Origin of the sequence: Burkholderia sp. MSMB1459WGS, assembly GCF_001534535.1 — a bacterium.
Lineage (GTDB): Bacteria > Pseudomonadota > Gammaproteobacteria > Burkholderiales > Burkholderiaceae > Burkholderia.
In genome coordinates, this window is sequence record NZ_LPMU01000012.1 from 31,432 (window position 1) to 50,123 (window position 18,692).

The following is an 18,692-nucleotide window of genomic DNA, read 5'->3' on the forward strand; positions in this document are numbered from 1 at the left end:
GCAAATCCACGCCTCGCATCGGCTAATCGCGAATCTTGTCGGAAGATTGCCGCAGCCTTGCGTGTGGCCGATGCGAGTCGGCATTGGCGGGCCGCGAAATGCCCGCCAGCGCCACTTCATTTACTGCCGCGCCGTCCGCGCGTTGTCCGGCATCGGCTGGTTGTAGTTCGTGCGGAACGGGTTGATGTCGAGCCCGCCGCGGCGCGTATAGCGCGCATACACCGCGAGCTTCACCGGTTTGCACGCATGCAGGATGTCGAGGAAGATCCGCTCGACGCATTGCTCGTGAAAGCCCGTGTGATTGCGAAACGAGATGATGTAGCGCAGCAGTCCCGCATGGTCGATCTGCGGTCCGACATAATGGATCTGCACGCTGCCCCAGTCGGGCTGGCCCGTGACCGGGCAGTTCGAGCGCAGCAGGTCGGACACGAGCGTCTCCTCGACGGGCGCTTCGTCCTCGGCGGCCGACAGCAGCGACGGATCCGGTTCGTACACGTCGGTGTCGAGATCGAGCCGGTCGAGCGACAGCCCGTCGAGCTCGTCCATCTCCAGCTTGCGGAAATCGTGCGCCGGCACCAGTTGCACCGATACGCTCGCGCCGCATGCTGCCGACACGTCGCGCTTCAGTACGTCGCGCACCGCGTCGATCGAGTCGAACTTCGACTGCGCGAACGAACCGAGATACAGCTTGAACGACTTCGATTCGACGATGTTCGGCGATTCGGCGGGCACGTAGAACGTCGCGATCGCGACCTGCGGCTTGCCGCGCGCGTTGAGCCACGACAGTTCGTACGCGTTCCAGATGTCGGTGCCGAAGAACGGCAGCGCCGACGTGATGCCGAGCTGCTCGCGCGCGCCGGCGCGCGGGATCGGGAACAGCAGCGACGCGTCGTACTGCGTCGCGTAGACGGTGGCCTTGCCGAGCGGGGAATGTTCGGGATTCATCGTGTGACGCCTTTACGACAGGAAGAGGCGGTACGCCGGGTTGGCGCTCTCTTCGACATACGGATAGCCGAGCGCCGCGAGGAAGCGTTCGAACTCGGCGCGATCGGCCTGCGGCACCTGCAGCCCGACGAGGATCGAGCTGTAGTCCGCGCCCTGATTGCGGTAGTGGAACAGGCTGATGTTCCAGTCCGGCGCCATCGACGACAGGAACTTCATCAGCGCGCCCGGCCGCTCGGGGAATTCGAAGCGGAACAGGCGTTCGTCGAGCGCGAGCGGCGAGCGGCCGCCGACCATGTAGCGGATGTGTTCCTTCGACAGCTCGTCGTGCGTCAGGTCGACGCTCTTGAAGCCGTGCGATTCGAAGTTCGCGGCGATCTCCGCCGATTCGTCGCGACGGCGGATCTGCACGCCGACGAAGATGTGCGCGGATTGCGCATCGGCGATCCGGTAGTTGAACTCGGTGACGTTGCGATCGCCGACCAGCGAGCAGAAGCGCTTGAAGCTGCCGCGTTCCTCGGGGATCGTGACCGCGAACACGGCTTCGCGTGCCTCGCCCACTTCCGCGCGCTCGGCGACGAAGCGCATCCGGTCGAAGTTCATGTTCGCGCCGGACGTGACCGCGACGAGCGTCCGGTTCTCGATGCCTTCGCGTTCCGCGTACAGCTTCGCGCCCGCGACCGCGAGCGCGCCGGACGGCTCGAGCACGCTGCGCGTGTCCTGGAACACGTCCTTGATCGCCGCGCACAGCGCGTCGGTGTTGACCGTCACGACGCCGTCGAGGAACTCGCGGCACAGCCGGAAAGTTTCCTCGCCGACGAGCTTCACCGCGGTGCCGTCCGCGAACAGGCCGACTTCGCTCAGCTCGATGCGCTCGCCCGCGTCGAGCGACTGCGCCATCGCGCACGAATCCTCGGCCTGCACGCCGATCACCTTGATCTCCGGGCGCACCGCCTTCACGTACGCGGCGACGCCGGAGGCGAGCCCGCCGCCGCCGATCGGCACGAAGATCGCGTGGATCGGGCCCTGGTGCTGGCGCAGGATCTCCATCGCGATCGTGCCCTGGCCTGCGATCACGTACGGATCGTCGAACGGGTGGACGAACGTGAGGTCGCGCTCCTGCTGGACCTTGATCGCGTGCGCGTACGCATCGCTGTACGATTCGCCTGCCTGGATCACCTCGACGCTCGGGCCGCCGTGCGCGCGCACCGCGTCGACCTTCACCTGCGGCGTCGTGACGGGCACGACGATCACAGCCTTGACACCCATCCGCGCCGCCGAGAACGCGACGCCCTGCGCGTGGTTGCCGGCCGACGCGGTAATCACGCCGCGCGCGAGCGCGTCCGCCGGAATGTGCGCCATCTTGTTGTACGCGCCGCGCAGCTTGAACGAGAACACCGGCTGGTTGTCCTCGCGCTTCAGGTAAACGGCGTTGCGCAGCCGGGCCGACAGGTTGCGGGCCGGTTCGAGTTCCGTCTCGAGCGCGACGTCGTAGACGCGCGCGGTGAGGATTTTCTTCAGGTAATCGTGGGATGCCATGGGCGCTCGCGTGCAGTGCGGATGCAGACGGTAAAGGGTTAATGATAGCGCCAAGGGTCCGCCCGCATGCAAGCGGCATGCCGGGCGGGCGGCCGTCGGCGGTCGTGCGCGCGTGCGGGCAACGCATTCGCGCCGTCGGGCACCCGCTTTTTACCGGTTTAACCGCACGGTTACCGACCGGACGGACGGCGAATGATCGCATGAAACCGCGCGCAACCCCGCCCGGCGCGGCGCGCGGCGATAGCCCCACGACCTGTCCGGCGTGTCACGGGCGGCCCGATCATGGGTTAGAATTCCGTTTTGAATCAAGGATTCGGAAGATGCAGAGGCACCCTCGGATCGCACCGTTGAAGCCGACGCCGCGCGCAGCCAGCCCCGCGGCCGAACGGCATGCGCGCCGCGCGCGATCGTGCTGATGATTCCGAGTGCCGCCAGGCCCTGTCGCCGGCCAGGAGGGGCGAGTCGCCCGCTCCGGCCCCATGAAGGACAGCCACGCGCCTGGTAACCAGAACAGATTTCCCCAAGATTGCGCCCACGCGCTTGCCGACGCCCGTGCACGGGGTATCGGCCCTCCGAGTCGTCCGAACATGAACGCACCACAAGTTTTCGATCCGCATGGCGCGGCCGCCGCCGTCGCCGCCGACCCCGCGCCCCGCTTGCGCGAGATTCCCTACAACTACACGTCCTTCTCGGATCGCGAGATCGTGATCCGCCTGCTCGGCGAGGAGGCGTGGTCGGTGCTCGACGAGCTGCGTGCCGAGCGCCGCACGGGCCGCTCGGCACGGATGCTGTATGAAGTGCTCGGCGACATCTGGGTCGTGCGTCGCAACCCGTACCTGCAGGACGACCTGCTCGACAACCCGAAGCGCCGCGCGTTGCTGATCGAGGCGCTGAACCACCGCCTGACCGAGATCGGCAAGCGCCGCAGTGCGGATCTCACCGAGCATCGCGACGACGCCGGCCGCGAACGCGCATCGCGCGTCGAGATGCTGGAGACGGCCGCGCAGCGCGCGGTCGACGAGTTCGCGGACGAATTCGACAAGATGGCCGAGCTGCGCCGCCGCGCGACCAAGGCGCTCGGCCGCTGCACGCAGAAGGACAACATCCGCTTCGACGGGCTGTCGCGCGTGTCGCACGTGACCGACGCGACCGACTGGCGCGTCGAATACCCGTTCGTCGTGCTGACGCCCGATACCGAAGCCGAGATCGCGGCACTGATCAAGGCGTGCTTCGAGCTCGGCCTGACGGTGATCCCGCGCGGTGGCGGTACCGGCTACACGGGCGGCGCAGTGCCGCTCACGCCGTTCTCCGCGGTGATCAACACCGAGAAGCTCGAACAGCTCGGCGCGGTCGAGCTGACCGAACTGCCGGGCGTCGCGCACAAGGTGCCGACGATCTTCTCCGGCGCGGGCGTCGTCACGCGCCGCGTGACCGAGGCGGCGGAGGCGGCCGGCTACGTGTTCGCGGTCGATCCGACCTCGCTCGACGCATCGTGCATCGGCGGCAACGTCGCGATGAACGCGGGCGGCAAGAAGGCCGTGCTGTGGGGCACCGCGCTCGACAACCTGGCGTGGTGGCGGATGGTCGACCCGGACGGCAACTGGCTGGAAGTCACGCGCCACGAGCACAACCTGGGCAAGATCCACGATATCGCGGTCGCGCGTTTCGAGCTGAAGTGGTTCGACGGCGCGTATGCGCCGGGCGAGAAGCTGCTGCGCACCGAGATGCTCGAGATCGAAGGCCGGCGCTTTCGCAAGGAAGGGCTCGGCAAGGACGTGACCGACAAGTTCCTCGCCGGCCTGCCGGGCGTGCAGAAGGAAGGCTGCGACGGGCTCATCACGTCCGCGCGCTGGGTGCTGCACAAGATGCCCGCGCACACGCGCACCGTGTGCCTGGAATTCTTCGGCCAGGCGCGCGAGGCGATTCCGAGCATCGTCGAGATCAAGGACTACCTGTTCGAGACGTCGAAGCAGGGCGGCGCGATTCTCGCGGGCCTCGAGCACCTCGACGAGCGCTACCTGCGCGCGGTCGGCTATGCGACCAAGAGCAAGCGCAACGCGTTCCCGAAGATGGTGCTGATCGGCGACATCGTCGGCGACGATGCCGATGCGGTCGCACAGGCGACGTCCGAAGTGATCCGGATGGCGAACGGCAAGAGCGGCGAAGGCTTCGTCGCGGTCAGCGCGGAGGCGCGCAAGCGCTTCTGGCTCGACCGCAGCCGCACGGCCGCGATCGCGAAGCACACGAACGCGTTCAAGATCAACGAGGACGTCGTCATCCCGCTGAACCGGATGGGCGAGTACACCGACGGCATCGAGCGGATCAACATCGAGCTGTCGCTGAAGAACAAGCTGCAGCTGGTCGACGCGCTCGAGGCGTTCTTCCGCGGCGGCAACCTGCCGCTCGGCAAGACCGACGACGCGAACGAGATCCCGAGCGCGGAACTGCTCGAGGATCGCGTGCAGCAGGCGCTCGAGCTGCTCAAGCGCGTGCGGGCGCGCTGGGAGTTCGTGCGCGACCGGCTCGACCAGCCGCTGCGCGAGGCGCAGCACTACCTGGTGCAGCTCGGCTACGAAGCGCTCGCCGAGAAATTCGCGGATCGCGCGGACGAGCAGCCGGGCGCGACGCTGTTCCACGTCACGCAGGACCGCACGGTGCGCATCTCGTGGAAGCAGGAGATCCGCGCGGAACTGCGCGCGATCTTCAACGGCGGCGCGTTCAAGCCGATCCTCGACGAAGCGCAGGCGATCCACAAGCGCGTGCTGCGCGGCCGTGTGTTCGTCGCGCTGCACATGCATGCGGGCGACGGCAACGTCCACACGAACATCCCGGTCAACTCCGACAACTACGAGATGCTGCAGGACGCGCACGCGTCGGTGGCCCGCATCATGACGCTCGCGCGCTCGCTCGACGGCGTGATTTCCGGCGAACACGGGATCGGCATCACGAAGCTCGAGTTCCTGACCGACGACGAGATCGCCGAATTCCGCGCATACAAGCAGCGCGTCGACCCGAACGGCCGCTTCAACAAGGGCAAGCTGCTCGACGGCGCCGATCTGCGCAACGCGTACACGCCCAGCTTCGGACTGATGGGCTACGAGTCGCTGATCATGCAGCAGTCCGACATCGGCGCGATCGCCGATTCGGTGAAGGACTGCCTGCGCTGCGGCAAGTGCAAGCCGGTGTGCGCGACCCACGTGCCGCGCGCGAACCTGCTGTACAGCCCGCGCAACAAGATCCTCGCGACGTCGTTGCTGGTCGAGGCGTTCCTGTACGAGGAGCAGACGCGCCGCGGCGTGTCGATCAAGCACTGGGACGAGTTCAACGACGTGGCCGATCACTGCACGGTGTGCCACAAGTGCGCGACGCCGTGCCCGGTGAAGATCGACTTCGGCGACGTCACGATGAACATGCGCAACCTGTTGCGCAAGATGGGCAAGAAGAAGTTCAACGCCGGCAATGCGGCGGGCATGTTCTTCCTGAACGCGACCAATCCGCAGACGATCAACCTCGCGCGCGGCGTGATGATGGGCGTGGGCTACAAGGTGCAGCGCTTCGCGAACGACATGCTGAAGAAGGTCGTGACGAAGCAGACGCAGCACCCGCCGGCGACCACCGGCAAGCCGCCCGCGGTCGAGCAGGTGATCCACTTCGTCAACAAGAAGATGCCGGGCAACCTGCCGAAGAAGACGGCGCGCGCGCTGCTGGACATCGAGGACAACAAGATCGTGCCGATCATCCGCAACCCGAAGTCGACGACCGTCGATTCGGAAGCGGTGTTCTACTTCCCGGGCTGCGGCTCGGAGCGGCTGTTCTCGCAGGTGGGGCTGGCCACGCAGGCGATGCTGTGGGAAGCCGGCGTGCAGACGGTGCTGCCGCCGGGCTACCTGTGCTGCGGCTATCCGCAGCGCGGCTCGGGCCAGTACGACAAGGCCGAGAAGATCGTCACGGACAACCGCGTGCTGTTCCACCGGGTCGCGAACACGCTGAACTACCTGGACATCAAGACGGTGGTCGTGTCGTGCGGCACGTGCTACGACCAGCTCGCGGGGTATGAGTTCGACAAGATCTTCCCGGGCTGCCGGATCATCGACATCCACGAGTTCCTGCTCGAGAAGGGGATGAAGCTCGACGGCGTGACGGGCACGCGCTACATGTATCACGACCCGTGCCACACGCCGATCAAGACGATGGATCCGGTCAAGCTCGTCAACGAGCTGATGGGCTCGGAGAAGGACGGCTACAAGATCGAGAAGAACGACCGCTGCTGCGGCGAGTCGGGCACGCTCGCGGTCACGCGCCCGGACGTGTCCACGCAGGTGCGCTTCCGCAAGGAAGAGGAGATCCGCAAGGGCGCGGCGAAGCTGCGCGCGATTCCGGTGGTGGCGGGCGATGCGCCGGCGCCGGCCGCCGCGGGGGCGAACGGGCCGGACGTGAAGATCCTGACGAGCTGCCCGTCGTGCCTGCAAGGCCTGTCGCGCTACAACGAGGATGCGAACCTCGAAGCCGACTACATCGTGGTCGAAATCGCGCGCCAGGTGCTCGGCGAGAACTGGATGGCCGATTATGTCGCACGGGCGAACCATGGCGGGATCGAGCGCGTGCTGGTCTAATGCGGGCATGACGACCGCCCGACCGGGCCGGAAATGAGCGGGCGCCGGCGCAGCCATGCCGGCGCCGGTCCACATGGGAGCGACGATGGAATGCGTGTTTTGCCGTGAAGACGGCGGCGAGGTGCTCTGGCAGGACGATGCGCTGCGCGTCGTGCTCGCGACGGGCGAGCACGACTACCCGGGCTTCTGCCGGGTGATCTGGGGCGCGCACGTGGCCGAGTTCTCCGATCTCGGCGAGCCCGAGCGGGCACATCTGATGCGCGTGGTCTACGCGGTCGAGCGGGCCGTGCGCCGCGTGATGCAGCCGAACAAGGTGAATCTCGCGAGCCTCGGCAACATGGTGCCGCACGTGCACTGGCACGTGATTCCGCGCTTTTCCAACGATGCCCATTTCCCGCAGCCCGTGTGGGCGCCGCGCCAGCGCAGCGTGTCCGAGGCGCTCCTGCGCTCGCGCGCGGCGCAGGCCTCGCTGCTGCACAATGCGGTGCGCGAGGAAATTCAACGCATGACCGATTCGAGGCAGCCATGAGCGGTTTGACTTCCACGACGCCGATTCCGTCCGGCGTCGTCGTGCACGCGGTATCGCGCGTGCTCGAATTGCAGTACCCGAACGGCGAGAGTTACCGGATTCCGTTCGAGCTGATGCGCGTGTATTCGCCGTCGGCCGAGGTGCGTGGCCACGGGCCCGGCCAGGAGACGTTGCAGACCGGCAAGCGCGAAGTGACGATCACCGCGCTCGAAGGCGTAGGCAACTACGCGCTGCAGCCGACGTTCTCCGACGGCCATTCGACCGGCATCTATTCGTGGGACCTGCTGTACGAACTGGCGACGCGGCAGGACGCGCTGTGGCGCGACTATTTCGACAAACTGAAGGCGGCGGGCGTCGAGCGCGACGCGCCGATGCAGGCGGCCGGCGCGCCGCACGGCCACTGCCACTGAAATCGACGGCGCCCGCTCGGCGCCGTCTTGGCATTTACTGAGGATCAACGCGATGAGCAAAACCCACTTCGGCTTCGAAAGCGTCGAGGAAAACGAAAAAGCGAAGAAAGTGGCGGGTGTGTTTCATTCGGTCGCGAGCAACTACGATCTGATGAACGACCTGATGTCGGCGGGCATGCACCGCGCGTGGAAGGCGTTCACGATCGCGCAGGCGAACGTGCGCCCCGGCTTCAAGGTGCTCGACATCGCGGCCGGCACCGGCGACCTGACCAAGTCGTTCGCGAAGGCGGCCGGGCCGACGGGCGAGGTCTGGCATACCGACATCAACGAATCGATGCTGCGCGTCGGCCGCGACCGGCTGCTCGACAAGGGTATCGTGACGCCGTCGCTGCTGTGCGACGCCGAGAAAATTCCCTTTCCGGACAACTATTTCGACGTGGTCACCGTTGCGTTCGGGCTGCGCAACATGACGCACAAGGATGCCGCGCTGGCCGAGATGCGCCGCGTGACGAAGCCCGGCGGCCGCGTGATGGTGCTGGAATTCTCGAAAGTCTGGGATCCGCTGAAAAAAGCGTACGATCTGTATTCTTTCAAAGTATTACCGTGGCTTGGCGACAAGTTCGCGAAAGATGCTGAAAGTTATCGGTATCTTGCTGAATCTATCCGGATGCACCCCGATCAGGACACGCTGAAGACGATGATGGAACAAGCGGGCCTCGACGCCGTCAAATATTACAATTTGTCAGGTGGCGTGGTAGCTTTACACCTCGGAACCAAGTACTAAGGGGTTCTTTCCATACATTCGCCTTACATCTGGAGAAGCTGATGTCCGAATCGCGTTCGTTGTTCAACCGTAGCAAACCGTCGAAGCCGTGGGCTCGACGGGTCGGCACGCTGCTGATGGTCGGCCTGCTCACGGCCGGCACGTTCGCATCGCTCGACGCCGAAGCCCGGCGCATGGGCGGCGGGCGCAGCATCGGCCGCCAGAATTCCACCGTCACGCAGCGCCAGGCCACGCCGCCCGCGCAGCAGCCGATGCAGCAGGCCGCGCCGTCGCAGGCGCAGCGTGCCAACCCGGCTGCGCCCGCGCCGGCCGCGCAGCCCAACCGCTCGCGCTGGCTCGGGCCGATCGCCGGTCTCGCGGCCGGCCTCGGCATCGCGGCGCTGCTGTCGCACTTCGGCCTCGGCGGCGCATTCGCGAGCATGATGGCGAACGTCATCGTGATCGCGTTGCTCGCGATGGTCGGCATCTGGCTGATCCGCAAGTTCATGAACCGGCGTCGTCCGCAGGAGCCGGCGTATTCGGTCGGCGGTGCCGCATCGTCGTCCGGCGGCTACGCGCAAAGCCCGTCGTTCCAGCAGGGCAACACCGGCAGCAACTACGCGGGTAGCGGCAGCAGCTACGCGAACGAAGCGCAGGGCGTGTTCGGCGGCGGTGCGGCGGCCGCCGGCGCGGCCGCGGCGGCAGCGGCGCCGCTGCAGGTGCCGGCCGGCTTCGACACCGAAGCGTTCCTGCGCAGCGCGAAAGTCTATTTCGTACGCCTGCAGGCGGCATGGGACCAGGGCAACCTGGCCGACATCCGCGAGTTCACGACGCCCGAAATGTTCGCCGAGATCAAGATCGACCTCGATTCGCGCGGCAACGACGCGAACCAGACCGATGTCGTGCAGCTCGACGCGGAATTGGTCGCGATCGAGGATCGCGGCATCGAGCAGTCGGCGAGCGTGCGCTTCCACGGCCTGATCCGCGAATCGGCGAATACGTCGGCCGCGCCGTTCGATGAGGTGTGGAACCTGTCGAAGTCGGGCGGTCAGGGCTGGCTGCTCGCGGGTATCCAGCAGATCAACACGCACTGAGCGTGGCCGGCGGCCCGCGCCGCCGGGCACCCGGGCGACGGCCGTCGCACTGCGGCCGCTTGCCGCCCGGCTGTACGGTCAGGCACGGTCTGCCGCCGATCCGACGTTACAATAGAAACCCGCGTGGGCGCCCGGCCTGCGCGGGTTTTTTCTTTCCCAGCCCGATGACCTTTGCCGCCAAGCCTTTTGCTGCTGCCGTCAATCACTTGCTCGCGCGCGAATCATGGGCGCGCGATCGCCTGATTCCCTATGCGGGCAAGACTGCCCGGATCGACGTGTCTCCCGTCACGCTCACGCTGCTGGTGCAGCCCGACGGCTATCTGTCGGCCGTCGACGCGCGCGATGCGCAACGGGTCGACGTGTCGATCGCGCTGGCCGGCGACACGGTCGCCGCATTTCTGCAGGGCGGCCAGGCGGCCGTGATGAAGCACGTGAAGATCGAAGGCGACGCGGAGTTCGCGACGCAGATCGCGAAGCTGGCCGAGCACCTGCGCTGGGAACCGGAAGAAGATCTCGCGAAGCTGGTCGGCGACGTGGCGGCGCACCGGATCGCGACGGTCGTGCGCGACGCCGGCGCGCGCGCACGCCGCACCGGCCGCAACGTGCTCGATTCCGTCGCCGAATACTGGCTCGACGAGAACCCGCAAGTCGTCCGGCGCGCGTCGCTCGGCGGCTTCGACGCCGAACTGGCGCGCGCACGCGATGCGCTCGCGCGGGTCGAAAAGCGGGTCGAGCGACTCGAACAAAAAATCGGCGCGCGCACGGGTTCCGGCCCGCGCGGCGCGCACTGAGGGCCGCAGGGCATGCGCATTTTCCGTTTCATCAAGATTGTCTACACCGTCATCCGCTTCGGTCTCGACGAAGTGATGCTGTCCCGGATCGACGACCGGCGCGTGAAGCTGCTGTTGCGGATCACGACGATCGGCCGCCGCTACTCCGATCCGCCCGCCGTGCGGCTGCGCCACGCGCTCGAAAGCCTCGGTCCGATCTTCGTGAAGTTCGGCCAGGTGCTGTCCACGCGCCGCGACCTGCTGTCGGTCGATTTCGCGAATGAGCTCGCGAAGCTGCAGGACCAGGTGCCGCCGTTCGATTCGGCGGTCGCGATCGCGATCATCGAGAAGTCGCTCGGTGCGCCGGTCGACGAGCTGTTCGACGAATTCGAGCGCGAGCCGATCGCGAGCGCATCGATCGCGCAGGTGCATTTTGCGAAGCTGAAGCAGGGCACACATGCTGGCAAGGCCGTCGCCGTCAAGGTGCTGCGCCCGAACATGCTGCCGGTGATCGATTCCGACCTCGCGCTGATGCGCGACATCGCGACGTGGACCGAGCGCATGTGGGCCGACGGCCGGCGCCTGAAGCCGCGCGAGGTCGTCGCCGAATTCGACAAGTACCTGCACGACGAGCTCGACCTGATGCGCGAGGCCGCCAACGGCAGCCAGTTGCGTCGCAACTTCGCGGGCCTCGACCTGCTGCTCGTGCCCGAGATGTTCTGGGATTTCTCGACGTCGCAGGTGCTCGTGATGGAGCGCATGACGGGCGTGCCGATCAGCCAGGTCGAGACGTTGCGCTCGGCTGGCGTCGACATCAAGAAGCTCGCGCGCGAGGGCGTCGAGATCTTCTTCACGCAGGTGTTCCGCGACGGCTTTTTCCATGCGGACATGCACCCCGGCAACATCCAGGTGAGCCTCGATCCGGAGACGTTCGGCCGCTATATCGCGCTCGATTTCGGGATCGTTGGCGCGCTGTCCGATTTCGACAAGAATTACCTCGCGCAGAACTTCCTCGCGTTCTTCAAGCGCGACTACCACCGCGTCGCGACGCTCCACCTCGAATCGGGCTGGGTGCCGCCCGAGACGCGCGTCGAGGAGCTCGAAAGCGCGATCCGCGCGGTGTGCGAGCCGTATTTCGACCGCGCGCTGAAGGACATCTCGCTCGGCCAGGTGCTGATGCGCCTGTTCTCGACGTCGCGCCGCTTCAACGTCGAGATCCAGCCGCAGCTCGTTCTGCTGCAGAAGACGATGCTGAACGTCGAAGGGCTCGGCCGCTCGCTCGACCCCGAGCTCGACCTGTGGAAGACCGCGAAGCCGTATCTCGAGCGCTGGATGACCGAGCAGATCGGCCTGCGCGGCTGGTACGAGCGGTTCAAGGTCGAGGCGCCGCAGTGGAGCAAGACGCTGCCGCAACTGCCGCGCCTGATCCACCATGCGATGGCCGCCCGCCACGACGCGCCGCGCGCCGCGAGCGAGGAGTTGATGCGCCAGATCCTCGTCGAGCAGAAACGGACGAACCGGCTGCTGCAGGCGTTACTGGTCTTCGGCCTGGCCGTCGGCGTCGGCGCGCTCGTCGCGCGCGTGCTGCTCGCGCTCGCGTACGGCGCTTGATCGAAAGGAGCACGGCGATGTCCGATCCGAAGCAACCGGCCGCACCGTCGGCCGCCGAATTCGCGACGAGCGACCCGGGCAGCGCGTCGTTCTGGAACGAGCGCTTCGAACGCGGCGTGACGCCGTGGGAATTCGGCGGCGTGCCGGACGGGTTCCGCGTGTTCGCGCATCGGCTCGAGCCGTGCGCGGTGCTGATTCCCGGCTGCGGCAGCGCGCAGGAGGCCGGATGGCTCGCGCAAGCCGGCTGGCCGGTGCGTGCGATCGATTTCGCCGCGCAGGCGGTCGCTGCTGCGAAGGCGCAGCTCGGCGCGCATGCGGGCGTCGTCGAACAGGCCGATTTCTTTCAGTACCGTCCGCCGTTCGACGTGCAGTGGGTGTATGAGCGTGCGTTCCTGTGCGCGTTGCCGCCGAGCCTGCGCGCCGGCTATGCGGCGCGGATGGCCGAGCTGCTGCCCGCGGACGGATTGCTGGCCGGTTATTTCTTCCTGGTGGCGAAACCGAAGGGGCCGCCATTCGGGATCGAGAGAGCGGAACTCGACGCGTTGCTCGCGCCGCACTTCGAGCTGGTCGAGGATTTGCCGGTGACCGATTCGCTGGCCGTGTTCGACGGGCACGAGCGCTGGCTCACGTGGCGTCGCCGCTGATGCGCGGGCGCCGCGACCATTGCCGGAGCGCGCCGGGGTTTCGGCTATAATTCAAGGTTTTGCAAGCCGTTTCCAGTTTCTGCGGGAAAATATCATGCCGATCTACGCCTATCGATGCGAAGCGTGCGGTTTCGCGAAGGACGTGCTCCAGAAGATGAGCGACGCGCCGCTGTCGCAATGCCCTGAATGCGGGAAGGATACTTTTCGCAAACAGGTGACCGCCGCCGGTTTCCAGTTGAAGGGCTCGGGGTGGTATGTCACCGATTTCCGCGGCGGCTCGGGCGGCGCCAGCGCACCGGCGACGGCGTCGGGCGACGCGGCGCCGGCAGCGCCCGCGGCGCAAGCCGCACCTGCCGCGGCCGCGCCTGCTGCGGCGAGCGGTTCGGGCAGCACCACGACGACGAGCGCCGCGCCGGCTCCGGCCGCGACGCCCGCCGCCGGCAGTTGACCGTCGCGGCCCGGCCGGGTCGCGACCAACCCGCGCTTCCGGCGCGGTTCATTGACGGCAGATGATGAAAAAGACGACCCTGAAAACGGTGTTCCTGACCGGCCTGCTGGTTCTCGTCCCGCTCGCGATCACGCTGTGGGTGCTCGGCCTCATCATCGGCACGATGGACCAGACGCTGCTCCTGCTGCCCGAATCGTGGCAGCCCGAGCGGATGCTCGGCTTCCATCTGCCGGGGATCGGCGCGGTGCTGACGCTCGCGTTCATCTTCGTGGTCGGGCTGGCCACGCAGAACTTCATCGGCCAGAAGCTCGTCACGTGGTGGAACGCGGTCGTGCGTCACATCCCGGTCGTCGGGCCGATCTACACGAGCGTCAAGCAGGTATCGGACACGCTGCTGTCGAGCAGCGGCAATGCGTTCCGCAAGGCGCTCCTGATCGAATACCCGCGCCGCGGCTCGTATACGATCGCGTTTCTGACCGGCACGCCCGGCGGCGACGTGGTCAACCATCTGACGGAAGAGTACGTGAGCGTGTACGTGCCCACGACGCCGAACCCGACGTCGGGCTTCTTCCTGATGCTGCCGAAGAGCGAAGTCATCGAACTCGACATGTCGGTCGATGCCGCGCTCAAGTACATCGTCTCGATGGGCGTCGTGGCGCCTTCGGCGCCGGTTCCGGCGCCCGCCCGCCGTCCCGTCGAGCCGCCGCTGTAAGTAAAGAATCATCGCCCGGGCCGCGCGTTGCGGCGCCCGTTGATCAAACCGAACGAAAGCAAACATCATGTCGATGCGTACTGAATACTGCGGTCTCGTGACCGAACACCTGCTGGGCCAAACCGTGTCGCTGTGCGGCTGGGTGCAGCGCCGCCGCGATCACGGCGGTGTGATCTTCATCGACCTGCGCGATCGTGAAGGCCTCGTGCAGGTGGTGTGCGATCCGGATCGCGCCGAGATGTTCGCGACCGCCGAAGGCGTGCGCAACGAGTTCTGCGTGCAGATCAAGGGTCTCGTGCGCAACCGTCCGGAGGGCACGGTCAACGCCGGCCTGAAGAGCGGCAAGATCGAAGTGCTGTGCCACGAACTGAACGTGCTGAACGCGTCGGTCACGCCGCCGTTCCAGCTCGACGACGACAACCTGTCGGAAACGACGCGTCTCACGCATCGCGTGCTCGACCTGCGCCGCCCGCAGATGCAGCACAACCTGCGCCTGCGCTACCGCGTCGCGATCGAGGCGCGCAAGTACCTCGACGAGCAGGGCTTCATCGACATCGAAACGCCGATGCTGACGAAGAGCACGCCGGAAGGCGCGCGCGACTATCTCGTGCCGTCGCGCGTGAACGCGGGCCAGTTCTTCGCGTTGCCGCAGTCGCCGCAGCTGTTCAAGCAGTTGCTGATGGTCGCGAACTTCGACCGTTACTACCAGATCACCAAGTGCTTCCGCGACGAGGACCTGCGCGCCGACCGTCAGCCGGAATTCACGCAGATCGACTGCGAGACGTCGTTCCTCGGCGAGCAGGAAATTCGCGATCTGTTCGAAGACATGATCCGTCATATCTTCAAGACGACGATCGACGTCGAGCTCGACGCGAAATTCCCGGTGATGCCGTACTCGGAAGCGATGGCGCGCTTCGGTTCGGACAAGCCGGACCTGCGCGTGCAGCTCGAATTCACCGAGCTGACCGACGCGATGAAGGACGTCGATTTCAAGGTGTTCAGCACGCCGGCCAACGCGAAGGACGGCCGGGTCGCGGCGCTGCGCGTGCCGAAGGGCGGCGAGCTGTCGCGCGGCGACATCGACGGCTACACGGAATTCGTGCGCATCTACGGCGCGAAGGGCCTCGCATGGATCAAGGTCAACGAGAAGGCGAAGGGCCGCGACGGCCTGCAGAGCCCGATCGTCAAGAACCTGCACGACGCATCGATCGCGGCGATCCTCGAGCGCACCAGCGCCGAAGACGGCGACATCATCTTCTTCGCGGCCGACCGCGCGAAGGTCGTCAACGACAGCCTCGGCGCACTGCGCCTGAAGATCGGCCATTCGGAATTCGGCAAGGCGAACGGTCTCGTCCAGGCCGGCTGGAAGCCGCTGTGGGTCGTGGACTTCCCGATGTTCGAGTACGACGACGAAGATGCGCGCTACGTCGCCGCGCACCATCCGTTCACGAGCCCGAAGGACGAGCACCTCGAGTACCTCGAGACCGATCCGGGCCGCTGCCTCGCGAAGGCGTACGACATGGTGCTGAACGGCTGGGAAATCGGCGGCGGCTCGGTGCGTATCCACCGCGAGGAAGTGCAGAGCAAGGTGTTCCGCGCGCTGAAGATCGGCGCCGAGGAAGCGCAGGCGAAGTTCGGCTTCCTGCTGGACGCGCTGCAGTACGGCGCGCCGCCGCACGGCGGTATCGCATTCGGTCTCGACCGCATCGTCACGATGATGGCCGGCGCCGATTCGATCCGCGACGTGATCGCATTCCCGAAGACGCAGCGTGCGCAGGATCTGCTCACGCAGGCGCCGAGCCCGGTCGACGAGCGTCAACTGCGCGAGCTGCACATCCGTCTGCGTCAGCCGGAGCAGCCGAAGGCGTAACGTGCTCTTCGCAGGTCGTGTGAGCGGTCACGCCCACGCGGCACCGATGAAAAAGGCGCAGCGATGCGCCTTTTTCGTTTTTTGCGGTACAGTCGCAGCACTTGCCGCACGTTCGGAGCACGGGTCCATGCACGGCCCTGTGCCGCATGAAACAAAGATGACGAAGCCGCCGAAAATCCCCGAATCCGTTCTCGTCGTGATCTACACGCCCGAGCTCGATGTGCTCGTGATCAAGCGTGCCGACCAGCCCGATTTCTGGCAATCGGTGACCGGCTCGAAGGACGCGCTCGACGAGCCGCTCGCCGTCACCGCCGCGCGCGAAGTGGCGGAGGAGACCGGCATCGCGATCGGCACGCCGGACGTGCCGGCCACCGCGCTCGTCGACTGGCATCACCGGATCGAATACACGATCTATCCGCAATACCTGCACCGCTACGCGCCGGGCGTCACGCGCAACGTCGAGCACTGGTTCGGCCTGTGCGTACCGCATCGCATCGACGTGACGCTGTCGCCGCGCGAGCATGTCGATCATGCGTGGCTGCCGTTCCGCGAAGCGGCCGCACGTTGCTTCTCGCCGTCGAACGCCGAAGCGATCCTGCAATTGCCCGTGCGCGTGGCGCTCGCGCGTGCGCCGCACGGCTCGTCCGCATGAATGCGGAAACCCGCAAGCGCTTCGCGCAATTGCGGCAGATGTTCCTGCAGGAGCGCGGCTCCGCGTCGCGGCTCGCGTTTACGGCCGGCAATACGGTGCGGCTGTGCGAAACCGGCGGCGAATTCTTCCGGGCGCTCATCGAACGGATCGACGCCGCCCGCGAGCAGGTGATGCTCGAAACCTACATCTTCTGCGACGACGAGGCCGGTCGCCCGGTGTCGGACGCGCTGATCCGCGCGGCGCAGCGCGGCGTGCGCGTGCGCGTGATCACCGACGGCATCGGCACCGCGCGCCTGCCGCTGTTCGACACGTGGGCCGAGTCCGGCGTTGAGCACTGCATCTACAACCGCTTCCTGTTCGGCCGCTTCGGCTTCTCGCGCACGCACCGCAAGCTCGCGGTGATCGATCATGCGGTCGCGTTCTGCGGCGGCATCAACATCGTCGACGACTACACGCAAGGCAGCGCGACGCTGCCGTTTCCGCGCTGGGATTTCGCGGTCGAGATGGCCGGCCCCGCGGTGTCGGACGTGCGCGCCGCATTCGAGCTGCAGTGGCACCGGATCCAGTTCGGCCACAAGCCCTATGCGCAGTACGCGGCGGGGCTGCACGGCGGCGAAGCGTTCCCGGACATGTTCCGGCGCTGGATGCGCAGCCACCGGTGGATCAAGGCCGGCGCGCTCCGGGTCGTGACCGAGCCGAGCGTCGCGTTCGTCGCGCGCGACAACGTCGTGAATCGCCGCGCGATCGAGAAGGCCTATCTCGCGGCGATCGGCCAGGCCCGCCAGCGGATCCTGCTCGCGAATCCGTATTTCATGCCGGGCCGCAAGCTGCGCCGCGCGCTGACGGGCGCGGCGCGACGCGGCGTCGACGTGCGGGTGCTGATCGGCCGCAAGGAGTTCGCGGCGCTCGATACGGCCGTGCCGTTCCTCTATCACACGCTGCTGCGCGCGGGCGTGCGCGTCGCCGAATACGACAAGACGATCCTGCACGGCAAGGTCGCCGTGATCGACGACAACTGGGCGACGGTCGGCTCGTCGAATCTGGACGCGCTGAGCCTGATGCTGAACAATGAAGCGAATGTCGTGCTGGTGCGCTACGATGCAGTGACGAACCAGTTGCGCGACGCGATCGCCGCTGCGTTCGCCGAAGGCCGCGAGATCGACGCCGCGCGCTACGCCGCGCGCCCGCGCGTCGAGCGATTGCTGAACTGGCTCGCGTACACCGCGTATCGTGTCGTGATGAAGGCACTGACGGTCGGCGGTTACGACTGACGCAGACTAAGCATTCGCTTCAAAAATCTGTCCGCACGTTCGTGCGGAAAAGCCGCTCCGGTCCCGCCGGAATCGCGCAAAATAGCGGCTCGGTTAGACACCGGTTTCTAATAATTTCCTTGTTTCGAGAGCGGCCGCACTCAATAATAGTACGGCCGTTCGATTTTATTCGAACCCCCGAACGGTTACAGAAAAAGCTATGCGAAAAGGCGAACAGACGCGTGCCGCGATACTCGAAGCTGCTTTGGATCTCGCCAGCCGTGACGGGCTGGAGGGGCTGACGATCGGCCTGCTGGCCGAGCGCATGCAGATGAGCAAGAGCGGCGTGTTCGCGCACTTCGGTTCGCGCGAAGACCTGCAGGTCGAGGTCGTCCGCGAGTATCACCATCGTTTCGAGAACGAGGTGTTCTTTCCGAGCCTGCGCGAGTCGCGCGGTCTGCCGCGTCTTCGGGCGATGCTGGCGCGCTGGATCGAGAAGCGCATCCAGGAGGTGACGACCGGGTGCATCTACATCAGCGGCGCGGTGGAGTACGACGACCGGCCGGACAGCCCCGTGCGCGAGCAGTTGATCGCGAGCGTGACCGCCTGGCGTGCCGCGTTGCTGCGCGCCATTTCGCAGGCGATGGAAGAAGGGCATCTGCGCACGGACACGGATCCGGAACTGATGCTCTTCGAGTTGTACAGCTTCACGCTCGGCCTGCATCACGACGCACGCTTCCTGCATTCGCCGGACGCGGTGCGCCTCACGTGGGCCGCGCTGGAAAAGACGATCGTTTCGTATCAGAGCGAGAGCCGTTAGCGGCGCGTGATCCGCCCGCCAGGAG

Annotated in this window: 16 protein-coding genes; 14 read left to right on the forward strand and 2 right to left on the reverse strand. The window is 66.4% G+C overall.

Annotated features, from left to right (window positions below; all coding sequences use genetic code 11):
- Positions 1-120: 120 nt before the first annotated feature.
- Positions 121-945: an NADPH-dependent 7-cyano-7-deazaguanine reductase QueF gene (queF, locus tag WT97_RS05165; protein ID WP_059504434.1), complete on the reverse strand. Its 825-nt coding sequence runs from the start codon at positions 943-945 to the stop codon at positions 121-123.
- Positions 946-957: 12 nt separating this feature from the next.
- Positions 958-2,481, reverse strand: coding sequence for a threonine ammonia-lyase, biosynthetic (gene ilvA, locus WT97_RS05170; RefSeq protein ID WP_059504436.1), 1,524 nt, complete (start codon positions 2,479-2,481; stop codon positions 958-960).
- Between the two features lie 587 nt (positions 2,482-3,068).
- On the opposite strand from ilvA, the gene WT97_RS05175 reads away from it, so the two are divergent.
- From WT97_RS05175 to WT97_RS05240, 14 genes are all read left to right on the forward strand, one after another.
- Positions 3,069-7,094 (forward strand): DUF3683 domain-containing protein, encoded by a 4,026-nt coding sequence (locus tag WT97_RS05175; protein ID WP_060353089.1) that lies wholly within the window; start codon positions 3,069-3,071, stop codon positions 7,092-7,094.
- A gap of 85 nt (positions 7,095-7,179) precedes the next feature.
- Positions 7,180-7,623 (forward strand): HIT family protein, encoded by a 444-nt coding sequence (locus WT97_RS05180; RefSeq protein WP_060353116.1) that lies wholly within the window; start codon positions 7,180-7,182, stop codon positions 7,621-7,623.
- Positions 7,620-8,033, forward strand: a complete 414-nt coding sequence (locus WT97_RS05185) for a gamma-butyrobetaine hydroxylase-like domain-containing protein (protein WP_034208367.1) — start codon at positions 7,620-7,622, stop codon at positions 8,031-8,033. Before WT97_RS05180 ends, WT97_RS05185 begins: the two co-directional genes overlap by 4 nt.
- Before the next feature lie 52 nt (positions 8,034-8,085).
- Positions 8,086-8,817 (forward strand): bifunctional demethylmenaquinone methyltransferase/2-methoxy-6-polyprenyl-1,4-benzoquinol methylase UbiE, encoded by a 732-nt coding sequence (gene ubiE, locus WT97_RS05190; RefSeq protein WP_011546189.1) that lies wholly within the window; start codon positions 8,086-8,088, stop codon positions 8,815-8,817.
- 41 nt (positions 8,818-8,858) lie between these two features.
- The gene (locus WT97_RS05195) at positions 8,859-9,890 is read left to right on the forward strand and encodes a Tim44 domain-containing protein (protein WP_059822864.1); all 1,032 of its coding nucleotides are present in this window, start codon (positions 8,859-8,861) and stop codon (positions 9,888-9,890) included.
- 164 nt (positions 9,891-10,054) lie between these two features.
- Positions 10,055-10,681, forward strand: a complete 627-nt coding sequence (locus WT97_RS05200; RefSeq protein WP_060353090.1) for an SCP2 domain-containing protein — start codon at positions 10,055-10,057, stop codon at positions 10,679-10,681.
- Between the two features lie 12 nt (positions 10,682-10,693).
- Positions 10,694-12,271, forward strand: coding sequence for a ubiquinone biosynthesis regulatory protein kinase UbiB (gene ubiB / locus WT97_RS05205; protein WP_059504446.1), 1,578 nt, complete (start codon positions 10,694-10,696; stop codon positions 12,269-12,271).
- Between the two features lie 17 nt (positions 12,272-12,288).
- Positions 12,289-12,915 carry an SAM-dependent methyltransferase gene (locus WT97_RS05210; protein WP_059793980.1) on the forward strand — a complete coding sequence of 209 codons (627 nt, stop codon included), beginning with the start codon at positions 12,289-12,291 and terminating at the stop codon, positions 12,913-12,915.
- Positions 12,916-13,009: 94 nt separating this feature from the next.
- Positions 13,010-13,363 carry an FmdB family zinc ribbon protein gene (locus tag WT97_RS05215; protein WP_059504450.1) on the forward strand — a complete coding sequence of 118 codons (354 nt, stop codon included), beginning with the start codon at positions 13,010-13,012 and terminating at the stop codon, positions 13,361-13,363.
- Positions 13,364-13,424: 61 nt separating this feature from the next.
- Positions 13,425-14,075, forward strand: coding sequence for a DUF502 domain-containing protein (locus WT97_RS05220; protein ID WP_012329208.1), 651 nt, complete (start codon positions 13,425-13,427; stop codon positions 14,073-14,075).
- A gap of 67 nt (positions 14,076-14,142) precedes the next feature.
- Positions 14,143-15,945 (forward strand): aspartate--tRNA ligase, encoded by a 1,803-nt coding sequence (aspS, locus tag WT97_RS05225; protein ID WP_060353091.1) that lies wholly within the window; start codon positions 14,143-14,145, stop codon positions 15,943-15,945.
- Positions 15,946-16,102: 157 nt separating this feature from the next.
- Positions 16,103-16,597 carry a dihydroneopterin triphosphate diphosphatase gene (gene nudB / locus WT97_RS05230; protein WP_059794089.1) on the forward strand — a complete coding sequence of 165 codons (495 nt, stop codon included), beginning with the start codon at positions 16,103-16,105 and terminating at the stop codon, positions 16,595-16,597.
- Positions 16,594-17,868, forward strand: a complete 1,275-nt coding sequence (gene clsB / locus WT97_RS05235; protein ID WP_059793984.1) for a cardiolipin synthase ClsB — start codon at positions 16,594-16,596, stop codon at positions 17,866-17,868. The genes nudB and clsB overlap by 4 nt, the downstream gene beginning before the upstream one ends.
- A 199-nt stretch (positions 17,869-18,067) precedes the next feature.
- Positions 18,068-18,667 (forward strand): TetR/AcrR family transcriptional regulator, encoded by a 600-nt coding sequence (locus WT97_RS05240; RefSeq protein WP_006485742.1) that lies wholly within the window; start codon positions 18,068-18,070, stop codon positions 18,665-18,667.
- The last annotated feature ends 25 nt before the right edge of the window (positions 18,668-18,692 follow it).

Excerpts from the sequence above, each read along its gene's own strand:
- ilvA (WP_059504436.1), bottom strand. The coding sequence starts at position 2,481 with ATGGCATCCCACGATTACCTGAAGAAAATCCTCACCGCGCGCGTCTAC.
- aspS (WP_060353091.1), top strand. The coding sequence starts at position 14,143 with ATGTCGATGCGTACTGAATACTGCGGTCTCGTGACCGAACACCTGCTG.
- WT97_RS05185 (WP_034208367.1), top strand. The coding sequence starts at position 7,620 with ATGAGCGGTTTGACTTCCACGACGCCGATTCCGTCCGGCGTCGTCGTG.
- WT97_RS05175 (WP_060353089.1), top strand. The coding sequence starts at position 3,069 with ATGAACGCACCACAAGTTTTCGATCCGCATGGCGCGGCCGCCGCCGTC.
- ubiE (WP_011546189.1), top strand. The coding sequence starts at position 8,086 with ATGAGCAAAACCCACTTCGGCTTCGAAAGCGTCGAGGAAAACGAAAAA.
- clsB (WP_059793984.1), top strand. The coding sequence starts at position 16,594 with ATGAATGCGGAAACCCGCAAGCGCTTCGCGCAATTGCGGCAGATGTTC.
- WT97_RS05195 (WP_059822864.1), top strand. The coding sequence starts at position 8,859 with ATGTCCGAATCGCGTTCGTTGTTCAACCGTAGCAAACCGTCGAAGCCG.
- WT97_RS05215 (WP_059504450.1), top strand. The coding sequence starts at position 13,010 with ATGCCGATCTACGCCTATCGATGCGAAGCGTGCGGTTTCGCGAAGGAC.
- WT97_RS05240 (WP_006485742.1), top strand. The coding sequence starts at position 18,068 with ATGCGAAAAGGCGAACAGACGCGTGCCGCGATACTCGAAGCTGCTTTG.
- ubiB (WP_059504446.1), top strand. The coding sequence starts at position 10,694 with ATGCGCATTTTCCGTTTCATCAAGATTGTCTACACCGTCATCCGCTTC.
- nudB (WP_059794089.1), top strand. The coding sequence starts at position 16,103 with ATGACGAAGCCGCCGAAAATCCCCGAATCCGTTCTCGTCGTGATCTAC.
- WT97_RS05210 (WP_059793980.1), top strand. The coding sequence starts at position 12,289 with ATGTCCGATCCGAAGCAACCGGCCGCACCGTCGGCCGCCGAATTCGCG.
- WT97_RS05180 (WP_060353116.1), top strand. The coding sequence starts at position 7,180 with ATGGAATGCGTGTTTTGCCGTGAAGACGGCGGCGAGGTGCTCTGGCAG.
- queF (WP_059504434.1), bottom strand. The coding sequence starts at position 945 with ATGAATCCCGAACATTCCCCGCTCGGCAAGGCCACCGTCTACGCGACG.
- WT97_RS05200 (WP_060353090.1), top strand. The coding sequence starts at position 10,055 with ATGACCTTTGCCGCCAAGCCTTTTGCTGCTGCCGTCAATCACTTGCTC.
- WT97_RS05220 (WP_012329208.1), top strand. The coding sequence starts at position 13,425 with ATGATGAAAAAGACGACCCTGAAAACGGTGTTCCTGACCGGCCTGCTG.